Annotated in this window: 19 protein-coding genes; 10 read left to right on the forward strand and 9 right to left on the reverse strand. The window is 69.6% G+C overall.

Annotation, left to right across the window (positions count from 1 at the left end; translation table 11 throughout):
- Positions 1-24: 24 nt before the first annotated feature.
- Positions 25-1,173: an extracellular catalytic domain type 1 short-chain-length polyhydroxyalkanoate depolymerase gene (locus tag J2851_RS09510; RefSeq protein WP_209765977.1), complete on the reverse strand. Its 1,149-nt coding sequence runs from the start codon at positions 1,171-1,173 to the stop codon at positions 25-27.
- 278 nt (positions 1,174-1,451) lie between these two features.
- Here J2851_RS09510 and J2851_RS09515 point away from each other — a divergent pair, with 278 nt between their 5' ends.
- The 3 genes from J2851_RS09515 to J2851_RS09525 all read left to right on the forward strand — a co-directional run bounded on the left by J2851_RS09515 (position 1,452) and on the right by J2851_RS09525 (position 4,203).
- On the forward strand, positions 1,452-1,808 hold the full coding sequence (locus J2851_RS09515; RefSeq protein ID WP_209765978.1) for a hypothetical protein: 357 nt from the start codon (positions 1,452-1,454) through the stop codon (positions 1,806-1,808).
- Between the two features lie 105 nt (positions 1,809-1,913).
- A complete protein-coding gene (locus tag J2851_RS09520) occupies positions 1,914-3,719 on the forward strand; it encodes a M3 family oligoendopeptidase (protein ID WP_209766055.1) in 1,806 nt (601 codons plus the stop codon).
- Positions 3,720-3,801: 82 nt separating this feature from the next.
- Positions 3,802-4,203, forward strand: a complete 402-nt coding sequence (locus tag J2851_RS09525) for a bacteriohemerythrin (protein WP_209765980.1) — start codon at positions 3,802-3,804, stop codon at positions 4,201-4,203.
- A 166-nt stretch (positions 4,204-4,369) separates the two neighbouring features.
- On the opposite strand, the gene J2851_RS09530 is transcribed toward J2851_RS09525, so the two are convergent.
- Positions 4,370-5,554, reverse strand: coding sequence for an ABC transporter substrate-binding protein (locus J2851_RS09530; protein ID WP_307419277.1), 1,185 nt, complete (start codon positions 5,552-5,554; stop codon positions 4,370-4,372).
- Positions 5,555-5,982: 428 nt separating this feature from the next.
- Here J2851_RS09530 and J2851_RS09535 point away from each other — a divergent pair, with 428 nt between their 5' ends.
- The 7 genes from J2851_RS09535 to queG all read left to right on the forward strand — a co-directional run bounded on the left by J2851_RS09535 (position 5,983) and on the right by queG (position 14,135).
- Complete coding sequence (locus J2851_RS09535) at positions 5,983-6,906, forward strand: alpha/beta hydrolase (protein ID WP_209765984.1); 924 nt, start codon at positions 5,983-5,985, stop codon at positions 6,904-6,906.
- Between the two features lie 279 nt (positions 6,907-7,185).
- Positions 7,186-8,607 carry an FAD-binding oxidoreductase gene (locus tag J2851_RS09540; RefSeq protein WP_209765985.1) on the forward strand — a complete coding sequence of 474 codons (1,422 nt, stop codon included), beginning with the start codon at positions 7,186-7,188 and terminating at the stop codon, positions 8,605-8,607.
- Between the two features lie 244 nt (positions 8,608-8,851).
- Positions 8,852-10,198, forward strand: coding sequence for an ABC1 kinase family protein (locus J2851_RS09545; protein ID WP_209765986.1), 1,347 nt, complete (start codon positions 8,852-8,854; stop codon positions 10,196-10,198).
- Positions 10,199-10,255: 57 nt separating this feature from the next.
- A complete protein-coding gene (gene queA, locus J2851_RS09550; protein WP_209765987.1) occupies positions 10,256-11,278 on the forward strand; it encodes a tRNA preQ1(34) S-adenosylmethionine ribosyltransferase-isomerase QueA in 1,023 nt (340 codons plus the stop codon).
- The gene (tgt, locus tag J2851_RS09555; protein WP_209765988.1) at positions 11,275-12,444 is read left to right on the forward strand and encodes a tRNA guanosine(34) transglycosylase Tgt; all 1,170 of its coding nucleotides are present in this window, start codon (positions 11,275-11,277) and stop codon (positions 12,442-12,444) included. Before queA ends, tgt begins: the two co-directional genes overlap by 4 nt.
- A gap of 54 nt (positions 12,445-12,498) precedes the next feature.
- Complete coding sequence (gene queF / locus J2851_RS09560) at positions 12,499-12,963, forward strand: preQ(1) synthase (RefSeq protein ID WP_209765989.1); 465 nt, start codon at positions 12,499-12,501, stop codon at positions 12,961-12,963.
- Between the two features lie 128 nt (positions 12,964-13,091).
- Complete coding sequence (gene queG / locus J2851_RS09565; RefSeq protein ID WP_209765990.1) at positions 13,092-14,135, forward strand: tRNA epoxyqueuosine(34) reductase QueG; 1,044 nt, start codon at positions 13,092-13,094, stop codon at positions 14,133-14,135.
- 91 nt (positions 14,136-14,226) lie between these two features.
- Here the strand turns inward: queG and J2851_RS09570 are convergent, their stop codons facing one another.
- The 7 genes from J2851_RS09570 to J2851_RS09600 form a co-directional block, all read right to left on the reverse strand.
- Positions 14,227-15,711 (reverse strand): glycosyltransferase, encoded by a 1,485-nt coding sequence (locus J2851_RS09570; RefSeq protein ID WP_209765991.1) that lies wholly within the window; start codon positions 15,709-15,711, stop codon positions 14,227-14,229.
- A complete protein-coding gene (locus J2851_RS09575) occupies positions 15,708-16,736 on the reverse strand; it encodes a lysylphosphatidylglycerol synthase transmembrane domain-containing protein (protein ID WP_209765993.1) in 1,029 nt (342 codons plus the stop codon). Before J2851_RS09575 ends, J2851_RS09570 begins: the two co-directional genes overlap by 4 nt.
- A 33-nt stretch (positions 16,737-16,769) precedes the next feature.
- A complete protein-coding gene (locus J2851_RS09580; protein WP_209765995.1) occupies positions 16,770-17,705 on the reverse strand; it encodes a glycosyltransferase family 9 protein in 936 nt (311 codons plus the stop codon).
- The gene (locus J2851_RS09585; protein ID WP_209765997.1) at positions 17,698-18,933 is read right to left on the reverse strand and encodes an O-antigen ligase family protein; all 1,236 of its coding nucleotides are present in this window, start codon (positions 18,931-18,933) and stop codon (positions 17,698-17,700) included. The genes J2851_RS09580 and J2851_RS09585 overlap by 8 nt, the downstream gene beginning before the upstream one ends.
- Before the next feature lie 251 nt (positions 18,934-19,184).
- Complete coding sequence (locus tag J2851_RS09590; RefSeq protein ID WP_246500529.1) at positions 19,185-21,521, reverse strand: methyl-accepting chemotaxis protein; 2,337 nt, start codon at positions 21,519-21,521, stop codon at positions 19,185-19,187.
- Between the two features lie 165 nt (positions 21,522-21,686).
- Positions 21,687-22,889, reverse strand: a complete 1,203-nt coding sequence (locus J2851_RS09595) for a GNAT family N-acetyltransferase (RefSeq protein WP_246500530.1) — start codon at positions 22,887-22,889, stop codon at positions 21,687-21,689.
- A gap of 219 nt (positions 22,890-23,108) precedes the next feature.
- The gene (locus J2851_RS09600; RefSeq protein WP_209765999.1) at positions 23,109-24,764 is read right to left on the reverse strand and encodes an acyl-CoA synthetase; all 1,656 of its coding nucleotides are present in this window, start codon (positions 24,762-24,764) and stop codon (positions 23,109-23,111) included.
- Between the last annotated feature and the right edge of the window lie 183 nt (positions 24,765-24,947).

Consider the following 24,947-nt stretch of genomic DNA (forward strand, 5'->3'; position numbering starts at 1 on the left):
TTCCGAAGCGGAGCCGCCACCCCCTCAGGGGGTGAGGTGGAAGAAGTCGGCGGCCAGCGCCGCGCCGCAAAAGCCCACGTCCTCGATGTAGGTCTTCTTGTCCGACGGGCGCACGCGGCCGCAGGGGCGGTTCGGATCGCCGGTCGCAATGGGCATGACGTGGCCGACCCCCGCCAGCAGCACGGTTTCCACCCACAGGTCGTTGATCCCCGCGGGCGCGTAGCCCTTCCGCACGGCACGGTCCGGCCAGGACGGCTCCTGCCCGATGACCGTGGGCCGGTCCGCCGGCAGGCCGTGGAAGGCGGTCCACTGGTTGGTCAGGTAAAGCGCGTTCGCCGGGTCCACGGTGCAGTCGGCCGTTCCCTGGACGATCAGCACACGTGGACTTCCCTGGGGGCTTCCCTGGGGGCTTCCCTGGGGATGCGACGCGCGCTGCACGGCCTTCGCCCATTCCCGGCTGTCATAGCCGCCCGTCCGCGCCTTCACCTCGCCGCAGGCGCGCATCACGGAAATGCCGCAGAGGGACGCGGCGGACGTCATGCTCTGGGCGCACAGCGCCGGCACGCCCGCGAACAGCGCCCCGCCGGCGAAGACCTGCGGATAATCGGCGAGCAGCGTCGCGGCCATCCCCGCCCCGGCCGACAGGCCCGTGACGTAGATGTGCCCGTCCTCGATTCGCGGGCCGTCGGGGTCAAGCCCCTTGCCGGCGCGCAGTGCGTCGATCATGGAGACGATGGCCGCCGCCTCCCGCGGGACGCCGCCCTTCAGCGGGCTGGTCAGCCGGTCGGCGAAGTTGAAGCAGCCGAGCGGGTTGCCGTAGCGGGAGGCACCCGCGATCATGGCGTAGGCGTTGTGCTGCTGCTCCGGCAGCAGGACGATGAGGCCGTAGCGGTCGGCCACGTCCAGCCAGCCGGAATCGGTGAAGAAGGTGGACGGGTCCTGCTCGCAGCCGTGGAGAAGGACCAGGAGCGGAGCCTTGCCCCGCACCCGGGCGCCCACGGACACATAGACGCTGGCCTTGAGCGCGCTGCCCTGGGCGTTGAAGGCGTCGCCCGGCAGTTCGCTCCATAGCGCTTGGCCCGTCGGCATCGCCGGGGCCTGTCCCGGCAGCAGACCCGACAAACCGATGATCGCCGCCGCCAGCGACGCGCGCAGCCATGCACCCAGCGCCATGATGCCCTCTTCCTTTCACCGCGAGGGCGGATGATGCCGCTGATTTTTATCGCCTACAACAGAAGACATGACGCAATGATGGCCCACGGGGCGGCCAATCTCCGGGCACGGGCGCGCAATCATACTGCGGTATGTTATTCGCGATCCCCGCAGGCGCCCTTGGTGATTTCTTGGAAAGTACTGGACGTTCGTCCGGGCGGAAATCGGCCGCCGGGTGGCATTGGCACCGTGTCCGTTGTCGCTGGCCTAACCGACGGCGGGACGCTATGCATGCGGGCATGAGCCTCGACCCGCCCATCACGGGAATCCGCCCGATCCTGACCGTCGTCCACCCGAACGGCGAGCGGCTGATCGTGGCGCGGCTGACCAACCTCGGCGGGTCCAGCCAGTCCAACCGGTTCGTGCTGCGCCGCGCCGACTTCCGCGCCCCGTGGGAGCAGCCGGACAAGGGCTATTTCGGCTATGCGGAGGTCGCCCGCGCGCTGGACGCCAACGGCTGGCGCGGCTGTGCCATCGAGGCGATGCCCACCACCGACCTGGAGGAGCGGCGCGCCCGCCAGCTCGCCCGCAAGAAGCTGCACCTGCAATGCGTGGAGGCGGCGATCCGCCGCGCGCAGGAAACCCCCGCCAGCTGAGCCTTCCAGGACGGCGCCGCGGCGCTTATATCCCCTTCCAAGCACCGAACGGAGGGATTGATGAAGCGCAGCGCCGCGCCGCCGGACAACAGGATGGCCGAAACCATGGCCCCGGACACCGCCGTGGCCAAGGGGGACGGGCCGGATTTGGGCACCCTGCCCTCGTGGGACCTGAACGACCTCTATCCCGGCATGGATTCGCCCGAGCTGAAGGCGGACCTGGACCGGATGGAGACCGCGTCCAAGGAGTTCCACGCCACTTATGCCGGCAAGCTCGCCGGGCTGGACGGCAACGGCTTCGCGGCGGCCATCCGCGAGTATGAGCGAATCGACGAGGTGCTGTCGCGGATCATGTCCTTCGCCGGGCTGGTCTACAACGGCAACATGGTCGACCCGGCCATCGCCAAGTTCTACCAGTCGGCGCAGGAGCGGGTGAACGTCATCTCCACCCACCTCGTCTTCTTCACGCTGGAGATCAACCGGCTGGAGGAGCGCGATCTCGCCGCCAAGCTGAAGGCGTCGAAGGATCTCGCCCGCTACGCCCCCTGGCTGCGCGACGTGCGGCTGTTCCGCGAGCACCAGCTGTCCGACGAGGTGGAGCGGCTGCTCCATGAAAAGCACGTGGTCGGCCGCGCCGCCTGGAACCGCCTGTTCGACGAGACGATCGCGAGCCTGCGCTTCCCCATCGGCGGCAAGGAGCTGACCTGCGCCGAGGCGCTGAACCGCCTGTCCGACCGTGACCCGGCGGTGCGCAAGGAGGCCGGGACGGTGATCGGCCGGACGTTCGGCGACAACATCCGCCTGTTCGCGCTGGTCACCAACACGCTGGCCAAGGACAAGGAGATCGACGACAAGTGGCGCAGCTACCCGCGCCCGGTCTCGGCCCGCAACCTGTCCAACCGCGTCGAGGACGAGGTGGTGGACGCGCTGGTGAAGGCGGTGAAGGACGCCTACCCCAGCCTGTCCCACCGCTATTACACGATGAAGGCCAAGTGGTTCGGCCAGGACCACCTGGACTATTGGGACCGCAACGCGCCGCTGCCCGACGACACCGACCGCAGCATCCGCTGGGACGAGGCGCGCGACCTCGTGCTGGGCGCCTATGGGCGCTTCTCGCCGGAGTTGGCGGGGCTCGGCAAGCGCTTCTTCGACAACGCCTGGATCGACGCGCCGGTGCGCCCCGGCAAGGCGCCGGGCGCCTTCGCCCACCCGACGGTGCCCAGCGTCCACCCGTACCTGCTGGTGAACTACCAGGGCAAGACGCGCGACGTGATGACGCTGGCGCACGAGCTTGGGCACGGCGTGCACCAGATTCTGGCCGGCAAGCAGGGTCACCTGCTGTCCGACACGCCGCTGACGCTGGCCGAGACGGCGTCGGTGTTCGGCGAGATGCTGACCTTCCGCGCGCTGCTGGATTCGGAGACGGATCCGAAGCGCCGCAAGATCATGCTGGCGACCAAGGTCGAGGACATGCTGAACACGGTGGTCCGCCAGATCGCCTTCTTCGACTTCGAGCAGCGCGTCCACACGGAACGGGCCGGCGGCGAGCTGACCGCCGATCGGCTGGGCGAGATCTGGATGGCGGTGCAGACGGAAAGCCTGGGCCCGGCGCTGCGCTTCGATGACGGCTACCGGAACTACTGGTCCTACATCCCGCACTTCATCCACTCGCCCTTCTACGTGTACGCGTACGCCTTCGGCGACTGCCTGGTGAACTCGCTGTACGCCGTGTACCAGGACGCCGAGAAGGGCTTCGCGGAGAAGTACCTGGCCATGCTGTCGGCCGGCGGCACGCTGCGCCACAAGGAGCTGCTGGCCCCCTTCGGCCTGGACGCCAGCGACCCGGCCTTCTGGCAGAAGGGGCTGGGCGTCATCCGCGGCTTCGTGGACGAGCTGGAAAAGCAGGGGTGAAGCCCGTCCGGTTGACGGCCGTCAAGAATCCCTGATCGAAGTGTGGGTATGGTGGTCTCCAACGATCCTTCCGGAGACCACCATGCCCACCATCTCCATTCCCGCCTGGGACTCCTCCCTCGAGGTCGGCAACGCCATCATCGACGCCGACCACAAGGAAACCGTCGAACTGCTGGCCGAGGCCGCCAAGGCTTCCGACGCCGAGTTGCCCGCCCATTTCAAGGCCTTCGCCCAGCACCTCCGCGAGCATCTCGCCCGCGAGGAGGAGCTGATGCACCAGTACGGCTTCCCCCCGACCCCGATCCACGTCGGCGAGCACAACCGCGTCCGGCTGGAGCTGGAGGGCATCGAGAAGCGGATGGCGATGGGCAACCTCGCGCTGGTCCGCGGCTATCTGACCGAGGTGGTGCCGGAGTGGTTCGTGAACCACAAGAACACCATGGACAGCGCCACGGCGTCGTGGATCCGCAGCCAGGGGGGTTGAGGGTTTTGGTGGGTGGGGAGTGGTCGCGTTGGGCCCCCCTCCCAACCTCCCCCCACTTCGCGGGGGGAGGGGTTGAGCGTCGAAGTGGCGGAGTTCCCTCCCCCGTCGAAGATGGGGGAGGGTTAGGGTGGGGGCCCGACGCGACCACTCCCCCTCCCCACCCAACTCACCCCTTCACGAACGGGCAGGCGCTCTTTTCCAGCGGCAGGAAGGCTTCGGCGGCGGGGATGCTGCGGATGGCGGTGTAGTAGTCCCAGGAGCCCTTGCTCTCCGCCTTGCCCTTTACCTGGTAGAGCGTCAGGTCGTAGAGCACGCGGCCGTCCTTGCGGACGCTGCCGGGCCGGCCGAAATAGTCGGTCGGCATCGCCTTCATCTTGGCGGTCACCGGCTCGGAGTCCGTCGTGCCGGCCTCCTTGACCGCCTTCAGCCAGTGCAGGGTGGCGAGGTAGGTGTTGGCCTGCTCTTTCGACGGCATCTTGCCGTGGCGGTCCAGGAAGCGCTTCGACCAGGCGCGGGTCTGGTCGTTCTGGTCCCAGTAGAAGCTTTCCGTCACATAGAGCCCCTTGGCGAGGTCGAGGCCGAGGGAATGCACGTCGGTGATGAAGACGATGTAGCCGACCAGGGTCTGCCCGCCGGCCGGAAGGCCGAATTCGGCCGCCTGCTTGATCGCCGTGATCGTGTCCGACCCGACGTTGGCCAGCGCCACCACCTTCGCCCCGCTGCCCTGCGCGCTCAGCAGGTAGGAACCGAAGTCGCTGGTGCCGATGGGGTGCTTCACGCCGCCCACCACCGTGCCGCCGGCCTGTTTGATGGCCTCCGTCGCCGCCTTCTCCATGGCGGTGCCGAAGGCGAAGTCGGCGGTGATGAAGAACCAGCTCTTGCCGCCGGACTCCACCACGGCCTTGGTCGTGCCGACCGACAGGGCGTTGGTGTCGTCGGCCCAGTGGATCGTGTAGGGGGAGCACTGGGCGTTGGTCAGTTCCGTCGTCGTGGCGGCGCTGATCATCAGGACCTTCTTCTTCTCGCGCGCCACGGACTGGACCGCCAGCGCCACCGACGACACGGGGATGTCGGTCACCATGTCCACCCCGTCCACGTCGAACCACTGGCGCACGATGTTGGAGGCGACGTCCGGCTTGTTCTGCATGTCGGCCGAGACGACCTCGATGGGGCGGCCGAGCACCGATCCGCCGAAATCTTCCACCGCCATCTTGGCGGCCAGCGTGGCGCCGATGCCGCCGATGTCCGACGCGAAGCCCTGCTCGTCCGCCAGCACGCCGATCTTGACCGGCTTGGTGCCTTGCGCGGCGGCGCTGCCGGCGGCCAGCAACACCGCAACGAACGCCTTCACCCACGGCCTCATGCTTCCTCCTCCCACTCATTCTTGGGGACCGTTCGGCCCCTCATTCGTACGTATGGTATCATTTGAAACTGCTGCGCCAACCATCAAGGACGCGCCTCTTGCCAAGGTGAGGGTCGGCCACCACTCCTTTTCCGAACCATGGTGGAGAGAGAGACGGGCATGTCGTCGGAAATCCGCGTTCTGGGCTTTGACGCGCCGGCTGCGTGGGGAGTAGGCGCCGGCCCCGAACTATAGGCTGGTGCGACCTCGCGCGTTTTGAGGGCCAGTGGATCGTTTGTTGCGGGCAATTGGTAATTCCGATACGCTCTTAGCGCGAACGAGATAGGAATTACACTCGTTTGCGTTAAATTCCGATCGGACTCTTCGCGCTCTGGAGGCGCGGGCCGGTCGGCAATCCCAGAGATTAGCGAGACGCCATGCCCCGTATTGAAACGATCATCCGCGCGGTCTGCACTCTGTTCATCATCCTTGCTGCGCCCGTGCCTGCGGCCGAGGCCGCCGGCGTGGTGCAGGAGTTGAGCCTTCCGTCGCGGGTCCTCGACAGGGACTACCGGTACACGATTTACCTTCCCGATGGATACGCCGAAGGCTGCGGCACGTATCCGGTCGTCTATCTGCTGCACGGCTCCAGTGGAAACGAGCGGGATTGGTTGGACAAGGCCAACGTCAAGCCGGTCCTGGACCAGTTGATTGCCGAGAAGCGCATCCCGCCGACCGTCGTCGTGATGCCCGGCCATCGTGGCATGTGGTGGGTTGATGGCGATGGTGACAAGGCCGAGACCGTTTTCCTGACCGAACTGCTTCCCGAAATCGAACACCGCTTCCGCGTGTATGCGGAGCGCGCCGGCCGCTCCGTCGGTGGCCTGTCGGCCGGCGGATACGCGACGATTCGCTTCGCTTTCACCCGGCCGGACCTGTTCGCGGTCGGCATGGCGCTCAGCCCGGCGATCTACAGCCCGTTGCCGCCGCCCAACTCCGCGGCGGTGAAGGATCCGGCCTTTATGAAGAACGGGGCTTTCGACAAGGACCTGTGGATCCGGCTGAACTGGCAGTCGCTGATCGATGCCTACCGCGCCCAGCCGTTGCGGGTTCCTCTCTACCTCAACTCCGGTGACCGCGACCGCTTCGACATCGCCTACCACACCGCCGTCCTGCATCGGGAACTGTTGCATCTGCAGCCGGATGCGACGGAATTCCGCGTCGTGCAGGGCGATCACGAATGGCGGATCTGGCATGAGACCATCGGCGATGCGCTGATCTATGGCCTGGCGCGGATGAAGGCGCCGAGCCCGGGGCCGGCTCCCGCCGCCGCCGGCAAGGACGGGGCGTCCTGCGGCTGAACGCGGTTCGCCCTGTTTGGGGGTCTCCGCGGGGAGTAGCGGACGGACCGGAATAGCGGGGTGCGCGCGGCGCGTAAGAACGGCGCCCGCGCCCCTTTCCGGAATGGCCGCCACGCCCGCGCAGCCGTAGTCTTGTTGCGCCGAAACAGCATCAATCAATCATGAAATTTCCATTCACGACGTGAGCCGCGCGGTCCCGCGCTTGTCCGACCCGCTTATCCGACCATCGCCCAAGCCCGCCGCGCCGGCCCCGCACAACCCTTTTACGGGAGGTGACCGATGGGCGACTTCACGGTGCGCACCGCCGACCGGCGGGACACGACCCTCACACAGCAGGCCGTCGACGACCTTGCCGGGCGGCTGCGCGGCACGCTGCTGACGCCGCAGTCCGCCGGCTATGAGGAGGCGCGGGCGATCTGGAACGCCATGATCGACCGCCGGCCGGGCCTGATCGTGCGCTGCGCCGGGGCCGCCGACGTGATGCAGGCCGTGCGCTTCGCGCGGGAGAACGGGCTGCTGGTGTCGGTGCGCGGCGGCGGGCACAACATCGCCGGCAACGCGCTGTGCGACGGGGGTGTCCTGATCGATCTCAGTTCGATGCGTTACGTGCAGGTTGATCCGATGGGCCGGACGGCGCGGGTGGCGCCCGGCGCCACGCTGGGCGACCTGGACCGGGAGACGCAGGCCTTCGGGCTGGCGGTGCCGGTGGGCATCAACTCGACGACGGGGATCGCCGGGCTGACGCTGGGCGGCGGCTTCGGCTGGCTGACGCGGAAATACGGGCTGACCGTGGACAACCTGCTGGGCGTCGACATGGTCACCGCCGACGGCCAGTTCCTGCGGGCGAGCGCTGAGGAGAACGCCGACCTGTTCTGGGCGGTGCGCGGCGGCGGCGGCAACTTCGGCGTCGTCACCTCCTTCACCTTCCGGCTGCACCCGGTCGGGCCGATGGTGACGGCGGGGCTGATCGTCCATCCCTTCGACAAGGCCGGCGACCTGATGCGCCGCTACCGCGACGCCGCGGCCGCCCTGCCGGACGAGGCCGCCTGCTGGATCGTCCTGCGCAAGGCGCCGCCCCTGCCCTTCCTGCCGGCCGAGGTGCACGGGAAGGAGGTGATGGTGCTGGCGGTCTTCTGCGCCCTGGACGAGGAGGCCGCGGCGAAGGCGCTGGAGCCCGTGCGGGCGCTGGGGACGCCGATCGGCGAGCATCTCGGCCCCATGCCCTACGCCGCCTGGCAGTCGGCCTTCGACCCGCTGCTGGCGCCGGGGGCGCGGAACTACTGGAAGTCGCACAACTTCACGCACATCGATGATGGGCTGATCGACCTGCTGGTGGAGGAGGCCGGGAAGCTGCCGTCGCCCCACTGCGAGATCTTCGTCGGGCAGCTGGGCGGGGCGGCCAACCGGGTGCCGGCGGACGCGACGGCCTACCCGCACCGCGACGCCGCCTTCGTCATGAATGTGCATTCCCGCTGGGAGATGGCGCCGGAGGACACCGCCTGCGTCCGCTGGGCCCGCGACGTCTTCGACCGCACGGCGGGCTACGCCACCGGCGGGGTGTACGTGAACTTCGTCACCGACGACGAGCAGCGCGTACAGGCCGCGTACGGCGCGAACTACGACCGGCTGCGGGCGCTGAAGCAGAAGTACGATCCCGGCAACCTGTTCTGCGTGAACCAGAACATCGCGCCGTCCGGATGAATTAGCCCGCTCCCCCCTGGGGAGAGGGTGGCCCGAAGGGCCTCTCGCGCAAACGAAGTTTGCGCTGACGGCGTCAGGCGGATGCCTCTGGCATCCGCTGAGAGCCGGTGAGGGGGCCGTGCATTGCGGGACGTCCGGCACACGCACAACCCCCTCACCCTAACCCTCTCCCCAGGGGGGAGAGGGGACTTCTTCATCCCCGCGGGGACTCGCCTTTCGGCCCGGCCGCACCCACCTATTCGGCATGCCGAACACAGACGAGAACACGCTGGGCGGCCGGATCGCGCGGTACGCGCGGGTCGGGACCGCCGTGGGGGGCCTTGCGGCCCGTTTCGCCGGGGAGCGCGTGCTGGGCATCCCGTTGGAACGGGAACGCCACGCGTCCGAACTGCGCGTGGCGCTTGGCGGCCTGAAGGGGCCGCTGATGAAGGTCGCGCAGCTGCTCTCCACCATTCCTGACGCGTTGCCGCGTGAGTATGTGCAGGAGCTGTCGCAGCTTCAGGCCGACGCGCCGTCCATGGGCTGGCCCTTCGTCAAGCGCCGCATGGCGAGCGAGCTCGGCCCCGTCTGGCACAAGCGCTTCCAGAGCTTCGAGCACACCGCCGCCGCCGCGGCCTCGCTGGGGCAGGTGCACAAGGCGGTGGGGCTGGACGGGCGGGAGTTGGCCTGCAAGCTCCAGTACCCGGACATGGCCTCGGCCGTGGAGGCGGACCTGCGCCAGCTGGGTCTGATCTTCGCGATCTTCGAACGCTCCGACAGCGCCGTCTCCACCAAGCAAATCCAGGCGGAGATCGGCGCCCGCCTGCGCGAGGAGCTGGATTACGAACGCGAGGCCAAGCACGCCCGCCTCTATCGCAACATGCTGGCCGAAACGCCCGGCGTGCATGTGCCGGAGGTGGTGCCGGACCTGTCCACCCGCCGCCTGCTGACCATGGAGTGGGTGCAGGGCCGCAAGATCCTGGACTTCGTCAAGGACCACCCGGACGCCCGCGACGAGCTGGCCATGAACATGTTCCGGGCCTGGTACGTGCCCTTCTACTGTTTTGGGGTCATCCACGGCGACCCGCATCTGGGGAACTACACGGTGCGGCCGGACCGGTCGATCAACCTTCTGGACTTCGGCTGCATCCGCGTCTTCCCGGCGCGCTTCGTGAAGGGCGTGATCGACCTGTACGACGCGCTGAAGACCGACAACCGCGACAAGGCGGTGGAGGCCTACCGCACCTGGGGCTTCGCCAACCCGTCGAAGGAGCTGGTGGACGTCCTGAACATCTGGGCGCGCTTCGTCTACGCCCCGATCATGGACGACCGCGCCCGCCGCATCGAGGAGACCAACTCCGGCCATTACGGCCGCGAGACGGCGGCCAAGGTGCACGCGGAGCTGCGCCGCGTCGGCGGGGTGGAGGTGCCGCGGGAGTTCGTCTTCATGGACCGCGCGGCGATCGGGCTCGGCTCCGTCTTCCTGCACCTGAACGCCGAGGTGAACTGGTACCAGCTGTTCCAGGAGATGATCCGCGGCTTCGACGTGGACGCCCTGCACGCCCGCCAGACCGCGGCGCTGAAGGCGCAGGCCCTGCCGCTGCCCGAGTAGACGCCGACTCGTAATGCTTTCCTCTTCGGCGTCGAATGGTCTATACGGGCGGCTCCCATGAAGACCGCCGATTTCGACTTCGACCTTCCGGCGGACCGGATCGCCGAGCATCCGGTCAAGCCGCGCGACGCCGCCCGCCTGCTGGACGTGGCGGAGCGCCTGCACGACCGCGTCGTGCGCGACCTGCCCAGCCTGCTGGAGCCGGGCGACCTGATGGTCGTGAACGACACGCGCGTCATCCCCGCCCGGCTGGACGGCCGGCGCGGCGAGGTGCGCGTGGAGATCACCCTGCACAAGCGCGAGGGCGAACGGGAATGGGCGACCTTCGCCCGCCCCGGCAAGCGGCTGAAGCCCGGCGACGTCATCGCCATCGCCGACGATTTCTCGGCGGAGGTGCTGTCCAAGGACGGCATGGAGGTGCGGCTGCGCTTCTCCGCCGGCGGGGCGGAGCTGATGGCGGCGCTGCACCGCCATGGGCGCATGCCGCTTCCCCCCTACATCCGGCGGGAAGCGGACGCCCAGGACGCGTCGGACTACCAGACCGTCTTCGCCGCGCGCGAGGGCGCCGTGGCCGCCCCCACCGCCGGCCTGCACTTCACGCCGGAGCTGCTGGCCGCACTCGACGCGCGCGGCATCCGTCGCGTGCCGGTGACGCTGCACGTGGGCGCCGGCACCTTCCTGCCGGTGAAGGTGGAGGACGTGGCGGAGCACCGCATGCACAGCGAATGGGGCGAGGTCCCGGCGGAGACGGCCGAAGCCATCAACGCCACGCGCGCGGCCGGCGGGCGCATCGTCTCCATCGGCACGACGCCGCTGCGCATCCTGGAGACGGCGGGGCTGGAGGACGGCACCATCCGGCCCTTCAGCGGCGAGACGGACATCTTCATCACGCCCGGCTACCGCTTCAAGATCGTGGACCTTCTGTTGACGAACTTCCACCTGCCCCGCTCCACCCTGTTCATGCTGGTCTGCGCCTTCGCGGGCATGGAGCGCATGAAGGCGGCCTACGCGCACGCCATCGCAATCCATTACCGTTTCTTCAGCTACGGCGACGCGTCGCTGCTCCGGAGGGCTTCATGACCGGCACCACCACCGGCATCGGCTTCGATCTTCTGAAAACCGATGGCCGGGCCCGGCGCGGACAGGTCAAGACCGCGCACGGCGTCATCAACACGCCGGCCTTCATGCCCGTGGGCACCGCCGCCACCGTGAAGGCGATGACCACGGACGCCGTGAAGTCCACGGGTGCCGAAATCCTGCTGGGCAACACCTACCACCTGATGCTGCGCCCCACCGCCGAACGCGTGGCGCAGCTGGGCGGCCTGCACCGCTTCATGAACTGGGACAAGCCGATCCTGACGGACAGCGGCGGCTTCCAGGTCATGTCTCTGTCCGACCTGCGGACGATGACCGAGGAAGGGGTGACCTTCAAGTCGCACCTGGACGGCAGCAAGCACCACCTGACGCCGGAACGCTCCATCCAGATCCAGCACATGCTGGACAGCAACATCACCATGTGCCTGGACGAGTGCACCCCGTTTCCGGCGACGGAAGCGCAGGCCGCCTCCTCCATGCGGTTGTCCATGCGCTGGGCCAAGCGCAGCAAGGACGCCTTCGTGGAGCGGCCGGGCTATGGCCTGTTCGGCATCGTGCAGGGCAGCGTCTATCCCGACCTGCGGGCGGAGAGCGTCGCTGCGCTGACCGACATCGGCTTCGACGGCTACGCCATCGGCGGGCTGGCCGTGGGTGAAGGCCAGGAGACGATGTTCACCGTGCTGGACTTCACCGAGCCGCTGATGGTCAAGGACCGCCCGCGCTACCTGATGGGCGTCGGCCGGCCGAGCGACCTGATCGGCGCGGTGCGCCGCGGCGTGGACATGTTCGACTGCGTGATGCCGACGCGGTCCGGCCGCACCGGCCAGGCCTTCGTGCGGCGCGGCACCATCAACATCCGCAACGCCCGCCACGCCCACGACGACCGCCCGCTGGACGCCGAATGCGGCTGCCCCGCTTGCCAAAACCACAGCCGCGCCTATCTGCATCACCTGTTCAAGGCCGGCGAGATGCTGGGGCCGATGCTGCTGACCTGGCACAACCTGCACTACTACCAGGACGTCATGGCGACGCTGCGGCAGGCCATCGAGGACGGCCGCTTCGAGGAGGTCGCCAGCGCGATGGAAGCCCGCCTGAACGAGGGCGACGTCGAGGCGGTGCCCGATCCGTTGGCCAAGGTCAAAGTTTCGTAGGTTGGGTGGAGCCGCAGGCGCAACCCAACAGCGGCAAGCATTGTGGAAGAGACCATGTCCGAGAACATCTACGCCGGGCTGACGCAGCTCGGCGGGGCGACCGTCCAGCCGAAGACGCCGGAAGAGGCGGTGCTGGAGCGCGTGCCGAACCCGAACCCTGGTGAACAGTATCTCGTGCGCTTCACCGCGCCGGAATTCACCTCGCTCTGCCCCATCACCGGGCAGCCGGACTTCGCGCATCTGGTCATCGACTATGTCCCCGGCGACTGGCTGGTGGAATCGAAGTCGCTGAAGCTGTTCCTGACCGCCTTCCGCAACCACGGCGCCTTCCACGAGGCCTGCACGGTCGGCATCGGCAAGCGGCTGGTGGACGAGCTGAAGCCGGTGTGGCTGCGCATCGGCGGCTATTGGTACCCGCGCGGCGGCATCCCCATCGACGTGTTCTACGCCACCGGCGAGCCGCCGAAGGGCGTGTGGATCCCGTCGCAGGAGGTCCAGCCGTATCGTGGGCGTGGCTGATCGGGGGATTTCACCACAGAGACACGGAGACACGGAGATTTCCGCCCGGACGACCGCCCGTATCCGGCGCGACCGTCTTCCCTTGATAGTCTCTGTGCCTCTGTGCCTCTGTGGTTCAAGGCATCACCATGGCTGACCCTGCCCTCTCCATCCGCGAAGCCATCCGCGACCGGGCCTTGGCGCTCGGCTTCGACGCGGTCGGTTTCGCGAAAGCGGAGCTGGGTCCGGAGGCCAAAGCCCGGCTGGCCGAGTTCCTGCGCCAGGGCCGGCACGGCGACATGGGCTGGATGGAGGACAAGGCCGACCGCCGCGTCCATCCCCAGGCCCTGTGGCCGGAGGCGCGCACCGTCATCGCGCTCGGCACCAGCTACGCCCCCGCGGAGGACCCGCGCGCCCTGCTGGACCACCCCGACCGCGGCATCGTGTCGGTTTACGCGAAGAACCGCGACTATCACGACCTGATCAAGGGCCGGCTGAAGACGCTGGGCCAGTGGCTGGCGCACATATACAAGACCGAGCTGAAGGTGTTCGTGGACACCGCCCCCGTCATGGAAAAACCGCTGGCGCAAAAGGCGGGGCTCGGCTGGCAGGGCAAGCACACGAACCTCGTGTCGCGCACCCACGGCTCCTGGCTGTTCCTGGGCGAGGTCTACACGACGCTGGAGCTGCCGCCGGACGAACCGGGCACCGACCGATGCGGCAATTGCCGACGCTGCCTGGACGCCTGCCCCACCGCGGCCTTTCCAGCCCCCAACCAGCTGGACGCGCGGCGCTGCATCTCCTACCTGACGATCGAGCACAAGGGGCCGATCCCGGAGGATCTGCGCCCGCTGATGGGCAACCGCATCTACGGCTGCGACGACTGCCTGGCCGCCTGCCCCTGGAACAAGTTCGCGCAACGCTCCCGCGAGGCGGCCTTCCTGCCGCGCGCGGAACTGACCGCGCCGCGGCTGGCCGATCTGGCGCAGTTGGACGATGCCGGATTCCGGCAGGTGTTCAGCGGGTCGCCGATCAAGCGGATCGGGCGCGACCGCTTCGTGCGCAACGTGTTGGTGGCGCTGGGGAATTCCGGAGACGCGCGGCAGGCGCCGGTGGTGCGGGCGCTGCTGGAGGACCCGAGCGAGGTGGTGCGCGACGCGGCGGGATGGGCGTTGGGGCGCCTTCTTCCCTAAAGGGTGTTGGGTTGCGGCTTCGCCTCCACCCAACCTACGGGCGTCGTAGGTTGGGTGCAGCCGCAGGCGGAACCCAACATCGCGGCAGGGATCAGAACGCCTTCAGCTTTTTCCAGGCGAACAGGACCATGCGGAGCAGCAGGAAGCCGTGGCTGAAGCGGCTGATCTGGGTTTCGCCGTAGGTGCGGTCGGCGTAGCGGATCGGGACCTCGACGATTTTCAGGTTCAGCTTGGACGCGCCGAAGATCAGGTCGAAGTCGCCGAAGGGGTCGAAGTCGCCGAAGTAGTGGCGGTTCGCGACGATCTGGTCGTAGTCGCGCTTCCACAGCACCTTGGTGCCGCACAGCGTGTCGGTGAAGCGGGTGTTCAGCAGGAAGGAGAAGATCTGGGCGAAGGTCCGGTTGGCGACCCAGTTCAGGAAGCGCATGGCCTGGTCGGCCATCGGGTAGACCAGGCGCGTGCCGTTGATGAACTCGCCCTTGCCCGACGCGATCGCCTGATAGAATTTCGGCAGGCTTTCCGGCGGCACGGTCAGGTCGGCGTCGAGGATCATCAGGATGTCGCCGCGCGCGGCGTTGAAGCCCTTGCGGACCGCGTCGCCCTTGCCCTTCCCGTCTTGCTTCAGGACCTTGATGTCCCAGTCCGGGTAGGCGTCGCGGACGCGCAGGCATTCCTCGTAGGTGTTGTCCTTGCTGTTGCCCTCGACGTAGATCACCTCCAGGTCCGGGCAGAAGCGCGGCAGGCGGCGGACGGCGTTCTCTATGTTGCCGCGCTCGTTGCGGCAGGGCACCAGCACGGTGCAGGAGGGCAGCGTCTTCGGCGCTTCCGTCACGGCCGGGCGCGCCACCACGTAGTTGCGCACGCAAAGGCGGCGGATGCCCGGCAGCGGCGCGATCCAGCGGTTGACCAGCGTGCCCAGCCCGAAGGCCTTGCGCGGCACCAGCTGGCGCCATTCCCGCCGCACCGGCTCCCAGCCCGCGAGGTCCAGCAGGTTCATGGTGTCGGCGGTGCTGAGCCAGTTGTGCTGGCCCTGCGGCATCTTCAGACCCAGGCTCTCCGCCCAGGCCAGGATCGGCTCCCAGGCGCGGCTGTGATAGCTGACGATGATGCGCGTCTGCGGCGTGGCGAAGCGGTGCAGCAGGCGCAGCGTCTCCTCGCAGTCGTCCAGGAAGCCGATGGTGTCGGACAGCAGGATGACGTCGAAGGTGCCCTCGACGCGGGCCAGGTCAGCGGGATCCTCGGCGTTGCCGGCGTGGAACTCCAGGTAGGGGTGCCGCTCGCGGGCGCGGTGGATCATGCCGGGGGCGAGGTCGATGCCGACGCCGCGCGACGGCTGGAGGAAGGCCAGCGTGTCGCCCAGGCCGCAGCCGATCTCCAGCACGCTGGCGCCGTCCGGCACCAGGAAGCGCAGGTAGGCGCGGTCGGCTTCGTGGAAGGCGGCATTGCGGGCGGCCCAGCGCTCCACCTGCGGGGCCAGCGTCTCGAACAGCGAGCGCACGGCCTTCTGGCGCGGGCTGAGGGGGCGGCTCTCCACCGTTTCGGGGCGGTTGTCGTGTTCGAGAGTCATGACGGTCATGAAGGAGTTCCGGAGGATGCGGAATTCTCACCCCGGCGGTCCGATGGGCGGCGGCCCGACAGGCCGAGCCAGAGCAGACCGCCCGGCAGGGAGGACAGGGTGACGGACAGCCCGATCATCAGCGACAGGACCAGGGCTTCCGCCGGGCCGAGGCCATAGAGCGCGAAGCCGGCCACGAAGGCCCCTTCGCGCACGCCCCAGCCGTTGAGGGAGATGGGCAGCGCCGCCGCGAAGATGGTCATCGGCACGACGGCCACCGCGTCGGCCACCGCCACCGGCAGGCCGAGCGCGCGGGAATAGGCGATCACCGCGAAGATGGTGCAGACATGCACGGTGGTGCTGTGGACCAGCCCGACCAGCGCCCAGCGGCTGAACAGCGCCCGCCGGAGCCGCGCCACCAGCGCCTGGAGGGCGAGGACCGGCGGGCGCTTGAGGATGGACGGCAGCGGGATGCGGTCGGCCTGGATGCCGGCGAGAAGCCCGGCGGCCAGCAGCAGGACGGCGGCGGGACCCGCCCAGGCGACGGCCGGCGGGGCCGTGGCGACCAGATGCGGCAGCCCGGCGAACAGCAACAGCACGCAGCCGACCAAGGCCAGCAGCCGGTCCATGACCAGGGCGAGCACCACCGCGGAGGAGGAGCCGCCGCCGCGGTAGGTCAGCCAGCCGCGCACCACGTCGCCGCCCAGCGCTCCCGGCAGGACCTGCCCGAAGAACAGGCCGGCGAACATCAGCCGCATGGCCAGCCAGCGGGACACGCGCTCCCCCGCCGCGTGCAGCGCGTCGCGCCAGCGCTCCGCGGAGAAGACGACCGAGAGGAATTTCGCGGCAAAGCCGGCGGCGAGCCACGCCGGGTCGGCGCCGGCGACGCGGTCGAGCACGCCGGACCAGTCCGCCTTCGACGCCAGCAGGCCGAGCACGCCCAGCGTCACCACCAGCTTGGCGGCCAGCATCAAGCGCCCGCCCGGCTTCGGCGCGGGCAGCACGATCGGCTCCGTCGGGCTGAGGCTGACCTCGTGGCTGCTCAAACGCTTAAAAACTCCTGAATTGCGCGCGGCACTCTACCGGTTCGCGGAAACCGCGTCCATCGCGTCCAGCACGCCGGCCACGTCCATGGCCGCGAAGTCCGGCCGGTGGTGGACCACGACGCGCGGCCCGTTGGCGTGGATCGGCTTCGACGCGTCGGAGAAGACGGCCACCGTCGGGCAGCCGACCGCGGCCACCAGATGGGTCGGGCCGGTGTCGTTGCCGACCGCCGCCCAGGCCCGGCGGGCGAGCCCGGCGATCTCCGGCACGCTGGTCCGGCTGGTCAGGTCCACGGCCGCCGGGCAGGCGGCAACGATGGCCTTGGCGAGGTCGGCCTCGATCGCGGTGCCCAGCACCACCGGCGTCACGCCGCGCGCCGCCAGCGTGTCCGCCAGCTCGGCATAGCGCTCGACCGGCCAGCGCTTGTCCGGGCGGCCGGGGGAGGAGCCGGGGATCAGGAGGACGTAGGGGGCGGTCAGACCGAAGCGGGCGATGTCGGCGTCCAGCCAGGACAGGTCGGGCGTGTCGTCCAGCGCGATGCCGAAGGGGGCCAGCTGCCGGGCGTAGCGCGCCAGCACCGGCACCCGGCGGCGCCCCGGATACTGGTCGCGGTGGGAGGCGCCCAGCGCCGTGCCCGACCATTCCGGCCAGGGGCCGGGGGCGAGCAGCCAGAAATACCGGTCGGTGCGCGGCTGCGCCTGCAAATCATAGACGCGGTCGAAGCGCCCGGCGCGCAGCAGGCGGCGCACCCGCATGTAATCGGCGAGCTTGCGCCCGCGCGGGTCCTCCAGCACCTCGTCGAACAGGCCGCTCAGGCGGGCGAGCGGGGCCAGCGACGGCAGGGTCAGCAGGGCCAGATGAGCGCCGGCATGGTGGCGCCGAATGGCGGCGAAGGCCGTCTGCGCCAGGAAGAAGTCGCCGAAGGCGCCCAGCTTGATGACCAGGATGCGGCGAGGCTGCCCTTTAGTCATCGTGGGCCGGCGCGCGGGCGGCGAGGCGCAGCATCAGGCCGGCCGACAGGATGCCGGCCATCCACCAGGCCTGCCAGATGCCGTAGGCGGTGCTGACCATGGCGAGGCCGGAGGCGAACAGGGCGAGCGCGAAGGGCTGCTCCCGCTCCTCCAGCCGCGCCGTGCCGAAGAGGAGCAGCAGGGCCGCCGCCAGGGCCAGCGCGGCGCCGAGGCCGCCCAGCTCCAGCCAGACCTGGAGGAAGGCGTTGTGCGGGTGCAGCGGCAGCAGGCTGTCGGTGATGGTGCCGAAGCGCGACACCTCGCCTTCCGGCATCAGCGCGCGGGAGGCGTCGATCCCCTGCCCGAAGAACGGCGTCTCCAGGGCGCGCTCCGCCGCCATGCCCCAGATCTCCACGCGGTGCTGGGCGGAGCGGAACAGCCAGGTGGCGGCGTCGAGGTCCAGCACGCGGTCGAACAGCAGGACGGCCGGCAGGACGCCGGCGAAGGCCAGGGCCAGGACAACGCCCAGGGCGGCCCGGACCGCCCGCACCGACGCGCAGGACAGCAGGAAGACCGCCACGCCGACCGCGATGCCCATCATCGCCGACCGGCTGGTCAGCAACAGGCAGGCGGCGGCGTAGCCGAGTGGCAGCAGCAGCGCCACCCCGCGGCGCCCGCCGCGGTCGAGCGCCATCGCCGCCGGCCAGACCAGCAGGCAGAGCAAGGCCGCAGTGCGCTTGGGCACGTTGCTGTCGGCGATGGGGAAGTCCGCCGGGACGCGGTTCCACCAGCGGTGCAGCGGGAAGTCCAGCGCCGCCTCCGCCGCGAAGACGGCGATGCCGACGAAGGTGCCGGCCAGGAACAGCTGGACCAGCCGCCGCGCCTCCACCCCCGGCAGCGAGGACAGCCATGCCCCGCCGACCAGCGCGCCGAGCGCCACGTAGCCGATCTCCACCACCGTCAGCCCGGCGCGGGACGACGGGCTCCAGGTCACGGAGGCGGCGGCGAGCAGCAGGAAGGCGCCCACCACGGCCAGACCCGGCAGCGCCCGTTGCAGGCGGCCCAGCGCGTCGCGCCGCGCCAGCCCGGCCAGCCCGATCAGGATCACCAGGATCGCCCACACCGGCAGTCCGCGCGGCGCCATCGCCGCCAGCGGCCCGAGCAGCGCCGCCGCCAGACCGGCCAGCACCGCAAGGATGGAATCGGGGAGCGCCCTGGAGGAATCGAGGCGTGACAGGGAAAAGGCCATGAGATCTCGCGTCCGGAAGGCACGGCGCGGCTTAACAGAAGCCCGGTGTGAAAGCAACGGGGAGCGGCCGGGCGAATGTTGGGGCGGGGATGGTGGGGATGGGAGTGGTGGTGGGGAGTGGTTGGAATTGGGCCCCCACCCATCCTCCCCCACTTCGCGGGGGAGGGGCTATCCTCGAAGCGGCGGAGTTCCCTCCCCCGTCGAAGATGGGGGAGGGTTAGGGAGGGGGCCCAACGGCTGGCGCCTCCCCCTTACGCCGACCGCACCTTGTTCAGGAAGCCCTGGACTTCCGCGCGCAGGTGTTCGGCCTGGCGGGCGAGCGTGCGGCTGGCGTCCAGCACCGCGTCGGCGGCGCCGCCGGTCTTGCTGGCGGCGTGGGTGACCTCGGCGATGTGGCGCATCACCTGCTGGGTGCCCTCGGCGGCTTCGTTGACGTTCTGCGCGATCTCGCGGGTGGCGAGGCCCTGCTGTTCCATCGCCTGGGCGATGTCGGTCACGGTGCGGCTGATCGTCCCGACCGCGTCGGAGATGGTGCGGATCGCCTCCACGGCACCGCCGGTCGCGGCCTGCATGTCCGCGACCTGGGAGGAGATCTCCTCGGTCGCCTTGGCGGTCTGGCCGGCGAGGTTCTTGACCTCCGTCGCCACCACGGCGAAGCCCTTGCCGGCCTCCCCGGCGCGGGCGGCCTCGATGGTGGCGTTGAGCGCCAGCAGGTTGGTCTGGCTGGCGATCTCGCCGATCAGGTTGACGACCTGCCCGATGCGCTGCGCCGCGTCGGCCAGCCCTTCGACGATGGTGTTGGTTTCCCGCGCCTTGCCGGCCGCCCCCATGGCCACCTGCGAGCTGGCGTTGAGCTGGCGCGAGATCTCGGCGATGGAGGAGGACAGTTCCTCCGCCGCGGCGGCGACCGTCTGGACGTTGGTGGAGGCCTGCTCCGACGCGGAGGCCACGGCGCTGGACTTGGCTGTGGTGAGCGCTGCGTCCGACGACATCTCCTGCGCGTCGCGGCCCAGGTTGCCGGCCGAATCGGTCAGCGACAGGACGACGCCGGACACCGCCTGCTCGAAGCCGGCGGCGAACTCGTTCATGGTGCGGCGACGGTCGGCGTCGATCTGCCGGCGCATCTCCTCCCGCTCGCCCTCCATGCGCCGCATCTCCAGCGCGTTCTCCTTGAAGACGCGCAGGGCCAGCGCCATGGCGCGCAGCTCGTCCTTGCGGTCGGCACCGGGGATGTCGACGTCCAGGTCGCCTTCGGACAGGCGGCCCATGGCGCCGGTCATGGCGTGCAGGGGAAGCGTGATGCCGCGGTCGATGTACCAGGCCAGCATCAGGCCGAGCGCCAGCGACACCACCGCGCCGACGATGATCACGGTGCTGGCGTTGGCGCGCCCGTTCTCGCGGTCCTCGCGCTGGATGGAGACCAGCCGCGCCACCTGGTCGCTGACCGCCCCGGCCGCCTTGGCCATGGCGGTGGAGGCGGTGCGCTGGTTCTCGCTGGCCGCGACCAGCGCCGCGAATTCCCGGTCGAAGGCCTGGGCGGCGTCGGTGATCGCGGCGATCAGCGCGCGCCCTTCCGCGTCCACCAGGACGGCGCTGGCCTGTTTCGCCAGATCCAGCGTCTCCTTGACCGCCTCGGCGACCGTGGCCCGCGCCGCCGCGTCGCCGCCCAGCAGATAGTCGCGCTGGCCGAGCATGGCGGCCTGCGCGTTCTGGATCAGGCGCATCGCGACGCCGCGCAGTTGCACGGCCTCGTTCACCTCGCTCTGCGCGAAGCCGGCGGCCTCCTGGAGGGCGGCGGAAACCGAGCCCTGATTCTCCTGCATCTCGTGGGCGAGCTTCTGGATCTGCTGGGCGTGGGCATCCAGCCCCCGGCCCGACTCGGCCGCGCTGGCCTGATCCAGGGCGGCGCGGTAGTCGCGCACCGCGGCGACGATCTGCTTGGCCAGATCCTCGTCGTTGGTGCCGGCCAGATCCTTCTCGACGGTCTCGACGGTCGACAGCAGCAGCGCGACGGCGTCGCCCACGGCCTGCATGCCGGCCGGGTTGCGCGTGCGCAGGAACTCCGCCTGCAGGCGGCGGGCCTCCAGCACCGTCTCGATCAGCCGGTCGGCGCGGTCGGAGGTGTCGCGCGCCTGCCGGACCGCGTGCTCCGCGTCGCGCAGGCTGACCATGTTCTGGTCGTAGCGGTCGGACTGCTGGCGGCCGATCTTCTCCGCGATGTCCTTCAGGGCGCGCGCGCGGGCCTCCATGCCGTCGGTGCGGGCGCGGGCCTCCTTGTCCTGGGCGACGAAGTTGGCGAAGGCGGCGCGGTAGCCGTCGATGCCCGCCAGGATGTCGTCGAGCAGTCGGACGCTGCCGGCGTCGTCCAGCGCGCCCTTCGTCTCGCGCGCCTCGGCCCGCAGCGTCTCCAGCATGCCCGGCACGCTGGCGGCGGCGCGGGCGTCGCGCTCCGTCACGAAACGCGCCTCTTCGATGCGCACGGCTTTCAGGCGGGTGTCCAAATCGGCGGTGTGTGCTGCGACATCGACGCGCCCGGCGTAGGTGCGCAGGCTGCTCCAGCCCACGAAGGCCACAACCATCGTCAGCATAAGAACGGTCACAAACCCAAGCGCGATACGCTTTCCGATCGTCATGGCAATCGGGCTCCCCCGAGTTCAGCGGCGCCGCTTCCGCGGTTTTGATGCCTTGTCTTAACCTTATATGCCGCCAAGAATTAATTTCTGGTATGACCTGTGTCATTCATTGACACGCGGTCAGAAGCGGTCGGGCATCCAGGGGCTCGGTCCCGCGAAGACCAGGGAGGCGGTCGCCACGGCGTCGTCCCCGCCCTCCAGCAGCCCAACCTGACGGAGCAGAGCCGCACCCCTATGCCCACTGTAAAGTGTGGCGAGCGCGGCGACGTCCAAGGACAGCACGCCGGCGGGCGGAAGCGTGACAGGCCCGGAAACACGTTGGACGCCGCCGCGGCCGCCGGACACGAAAAGCCGGAAAAGCCCGCCGTTGGCGGGAAACAGCGGGTCCGCGACGTCGAGAAGAAGCTCCGCGGTCAGCGCCGCCGGGTAGCCGCGGGTGCTGAGCGCGCGTTCGACGTCCAGGATTCGAAGCAGCCACTCCTCGCGCGCGTCCACGGCGACGCCGCCGGCAGCGGCCGGCGCGGGGGCGAGCAGAGCCAGCGGGTCGTCCGGCCCGCCGCGCCAGCGCAGCCGGTCGACCTGCGCCCGGTAGCCCGCCAGGAAACCCAGCGCGAGCTTTGCTGCGCGGCGGCTGAGCAGGCAGATGTCGGCGACGACCAGGCTGCGACGTTTTGGCGCACCGACGGCAACGTAGCCTTCCGGACCGTCCGGACCGTTCAGGAGGAAGAGGTCGGACGGCTCGCCATCCGGGCAGAGGGCGAAGCTCCACAGCCCCTCGTTGCGTTCCACCAGTCCGTTGCCGGTTTCCAGCACGCGCCGGCGCAGCGCCGCCAGCGGAGTCGCGTCCCGGGGGGCGGCGCGCATGACGGTGCCGTCGCCCGGCGGAGGTCCGTCGAGCAAGGCGGCGGGCGGCGCGCTCCAGTCGAAGGACACCCCGCCCCGGCCGTAGCCGGCCCTGGCGTAGAGCGCAAGAGTCGCAGGATAGAGAACGGAGAGCGCGGCGCCGGACGCGCGGGCCTCCTCCAGAACGCCGCGGACCAGGGCGGAGCCGTGCCCCCTCCCCCGCGCCGCCGGGTCGACCGCGACGGCGGCAACGCCATGGGCCGGCACCGGGCGCCCGCCGAACCACTGGTCCATCGGCCAGACGGCGGCGCAGCCGACCAGTTGCCCGTCGCGGCGCAGGCCGCGCAGCACGTCGGTGCCGAACAGAGCGATGGACCGCTCGAAATTCTCCCGCGGGATGCCGAAGCCCTGGCGGACCAGGGCCGCGGCGGCGTCCAGATCGGCGGGAGAGAGGGGGCCGAAATCCATGCGCACCGCCATGGTCAACAATTCCCTCTCCCGCCTCTCGCGCCCGCTTGCGGGCGCTGACGGCGTCAGGTGGCCTTTTGGCTGCCGAGAGCCCCGGGAGAGGGTGCATGACCCTCTCCCCTCCGGGGAGAGGGCAGGGTGAGGGGGTCCCGCCACCTTGGTACGTCCGGCAAACGCGCAACCCCCTCACCCTAACCCTCTCCCCAGAGGGGAGAGGGAATAGGAGGGTCCTCAGCCCTTCGCGCCGTTCAGGGCGCGCGCCTGCTCGCGCAGGACGTACTTCTGGATCTTGCCGGTGGAGGTCTTCGGCAGGGCGGTGAAGACCACCGTGCGCGGGCACTTGAAGTGGGCCAGATGCTCGCGGCAGTAGGCGATCACCTCGGCCTCGGTCAGGGTCACGCCGTCCTTCAGCGTGACGAAGGCGCAGGGCGTCTCGCCCCACTTCTCGTCGGGACGGGCGACCACCGCGGCCTCGACGATGTCCGGATGCTTGTAGAGGACCGACTCGACCTCGATGGTCGAGATGTTCTCGCCGCCGGAGATGATGATGTCCTTGGAGCGGTCCTTCAGCTCGATGTAGCCGTCGGGGTGCCAGACGCCGAGGTCGCCGGTGTGGAACCAGCCGCCGGAGAAGGCCTCCTGCGTGGCGCGCGGGTTCTTCAGGTAGCCCTTCATGACGGTGTTGCCGCGCATGAAGATCTCACCCATCGTCACGCCGTCCTTGCGGGTCGGCTGCAACGTGTTGGGGTCGGCGACCATCAGCCCTTCCAGCGTGGCGTAGTTGACGCCCTGGCGCGCCTTCAGCGCCGCGCGCTCCTCCAGCGGCAGGTCGTCCCAACGCTCATGCCAGGCGCAGATGGTGACCGGGCCGTAGACCTCCGTCAGGCCGTAGACGTGGGTGACCTCGAAGCCCAAGCGCTCGATCTTCTCGATCACCGCGGCGGGCGGGGCGGCGCCGGCGGTCATCATCTTCACGCCGCGCGGAATCTCGCGCTTCTGCTCCTCCGGCGCGTTGACGATCAGGCCCATGATGATCGGCGCGCCGCACATGTGGGTGACGCCCAGGTCGGCCAGCGCGTCGTAGATGCCCTTGGCCGAGATGGTGCGGATGCAGACGTTGGTGCCGGCCATCGCCGTGACCGTCCAGGGGAAGCACCAGCCGTTGCAGTGGAACATCGGCAGGGTCCACAGATACACGGGGTGGTGCGGCATCGCCCAGGTCAGCACGTTGCCCATGGCGTTCAGGTAGGCGCCGCGGTGGTGGTAGACGACGCCCTTGGGGTTGCCCGTGGTGCCCGACGTGTAGTTCAGCGCGATGGCCTGCCACTCCCGCGCCGGCATCGGCCAGTCGAAGGCGGGGTCGCCGGTTTCCAGGAACTGCTCGTAGGTCTGCTCGCCGATCAGCTCGCCGCCCTTGGCCTGCGGGTCGTCGATGTCGATGACGATGGGGCGGCGCTTGGGCTCCAGCATATGGATGGCCTTGCCGATCACGCCGGAGAATTCCCGGTCGGTCAGCAGGATCTTCGCCTCGCCATGCTCCAGGATGAAGGCCAGCGCCTCGGCGTCCAGGCGTATGTTCAGCGCGTTCAGCACGGCGCCGGCCATCGGCACGCCGAAGTGGGCCTCGAAGGCCTCCGGCGTGTTGGGGGCCATGACCGCGACCGTGTCGCCGAGCCCGATGCCGCGCTTGGTCAGCGCCGAGGCGAGCCGCACGCAGCGCTCGTAGGTCTCCGCCCAGGTGCGGCGGACCGGGCCGTGGATGACGGCGGTGCGCTGCGGGTAGACGGCGGCGGTGCGGCGCAGGAAGGACAGCGGCGACAGCGGCACCGTGTTGGCCGCGTTCTGGTCCAGGTCGGTCTCGTAAGGGTTGTGGCGGGCGTCGGTCATCGGGGCCTCCCTTCAGCCTCTCGCAAGGGTGTCCCGCCGGGTTTGGCCATGGCAGTCGCTTTGGCGTCCCGGCGGCTGTGTTGCCGAGAGTCTTGCCAGAGAAGCCAAGGGCTTGGAAGGGGGCAGCGCCGCCATTGCGCGGACGTGTCGCGGGGCGATCCGCCCGCGTCAATGCGCCCGATT

This window comes from Azospirillum rugosum (assembly GCF_017876155.1).
GTDB classification, from domain to species: domain Bacteria; phylum Pseudomonadota; class Alphaproteobacteria; order Azospirillales; family Azospirillaceae; genus Azospirillum; species Azospirillum rugosum.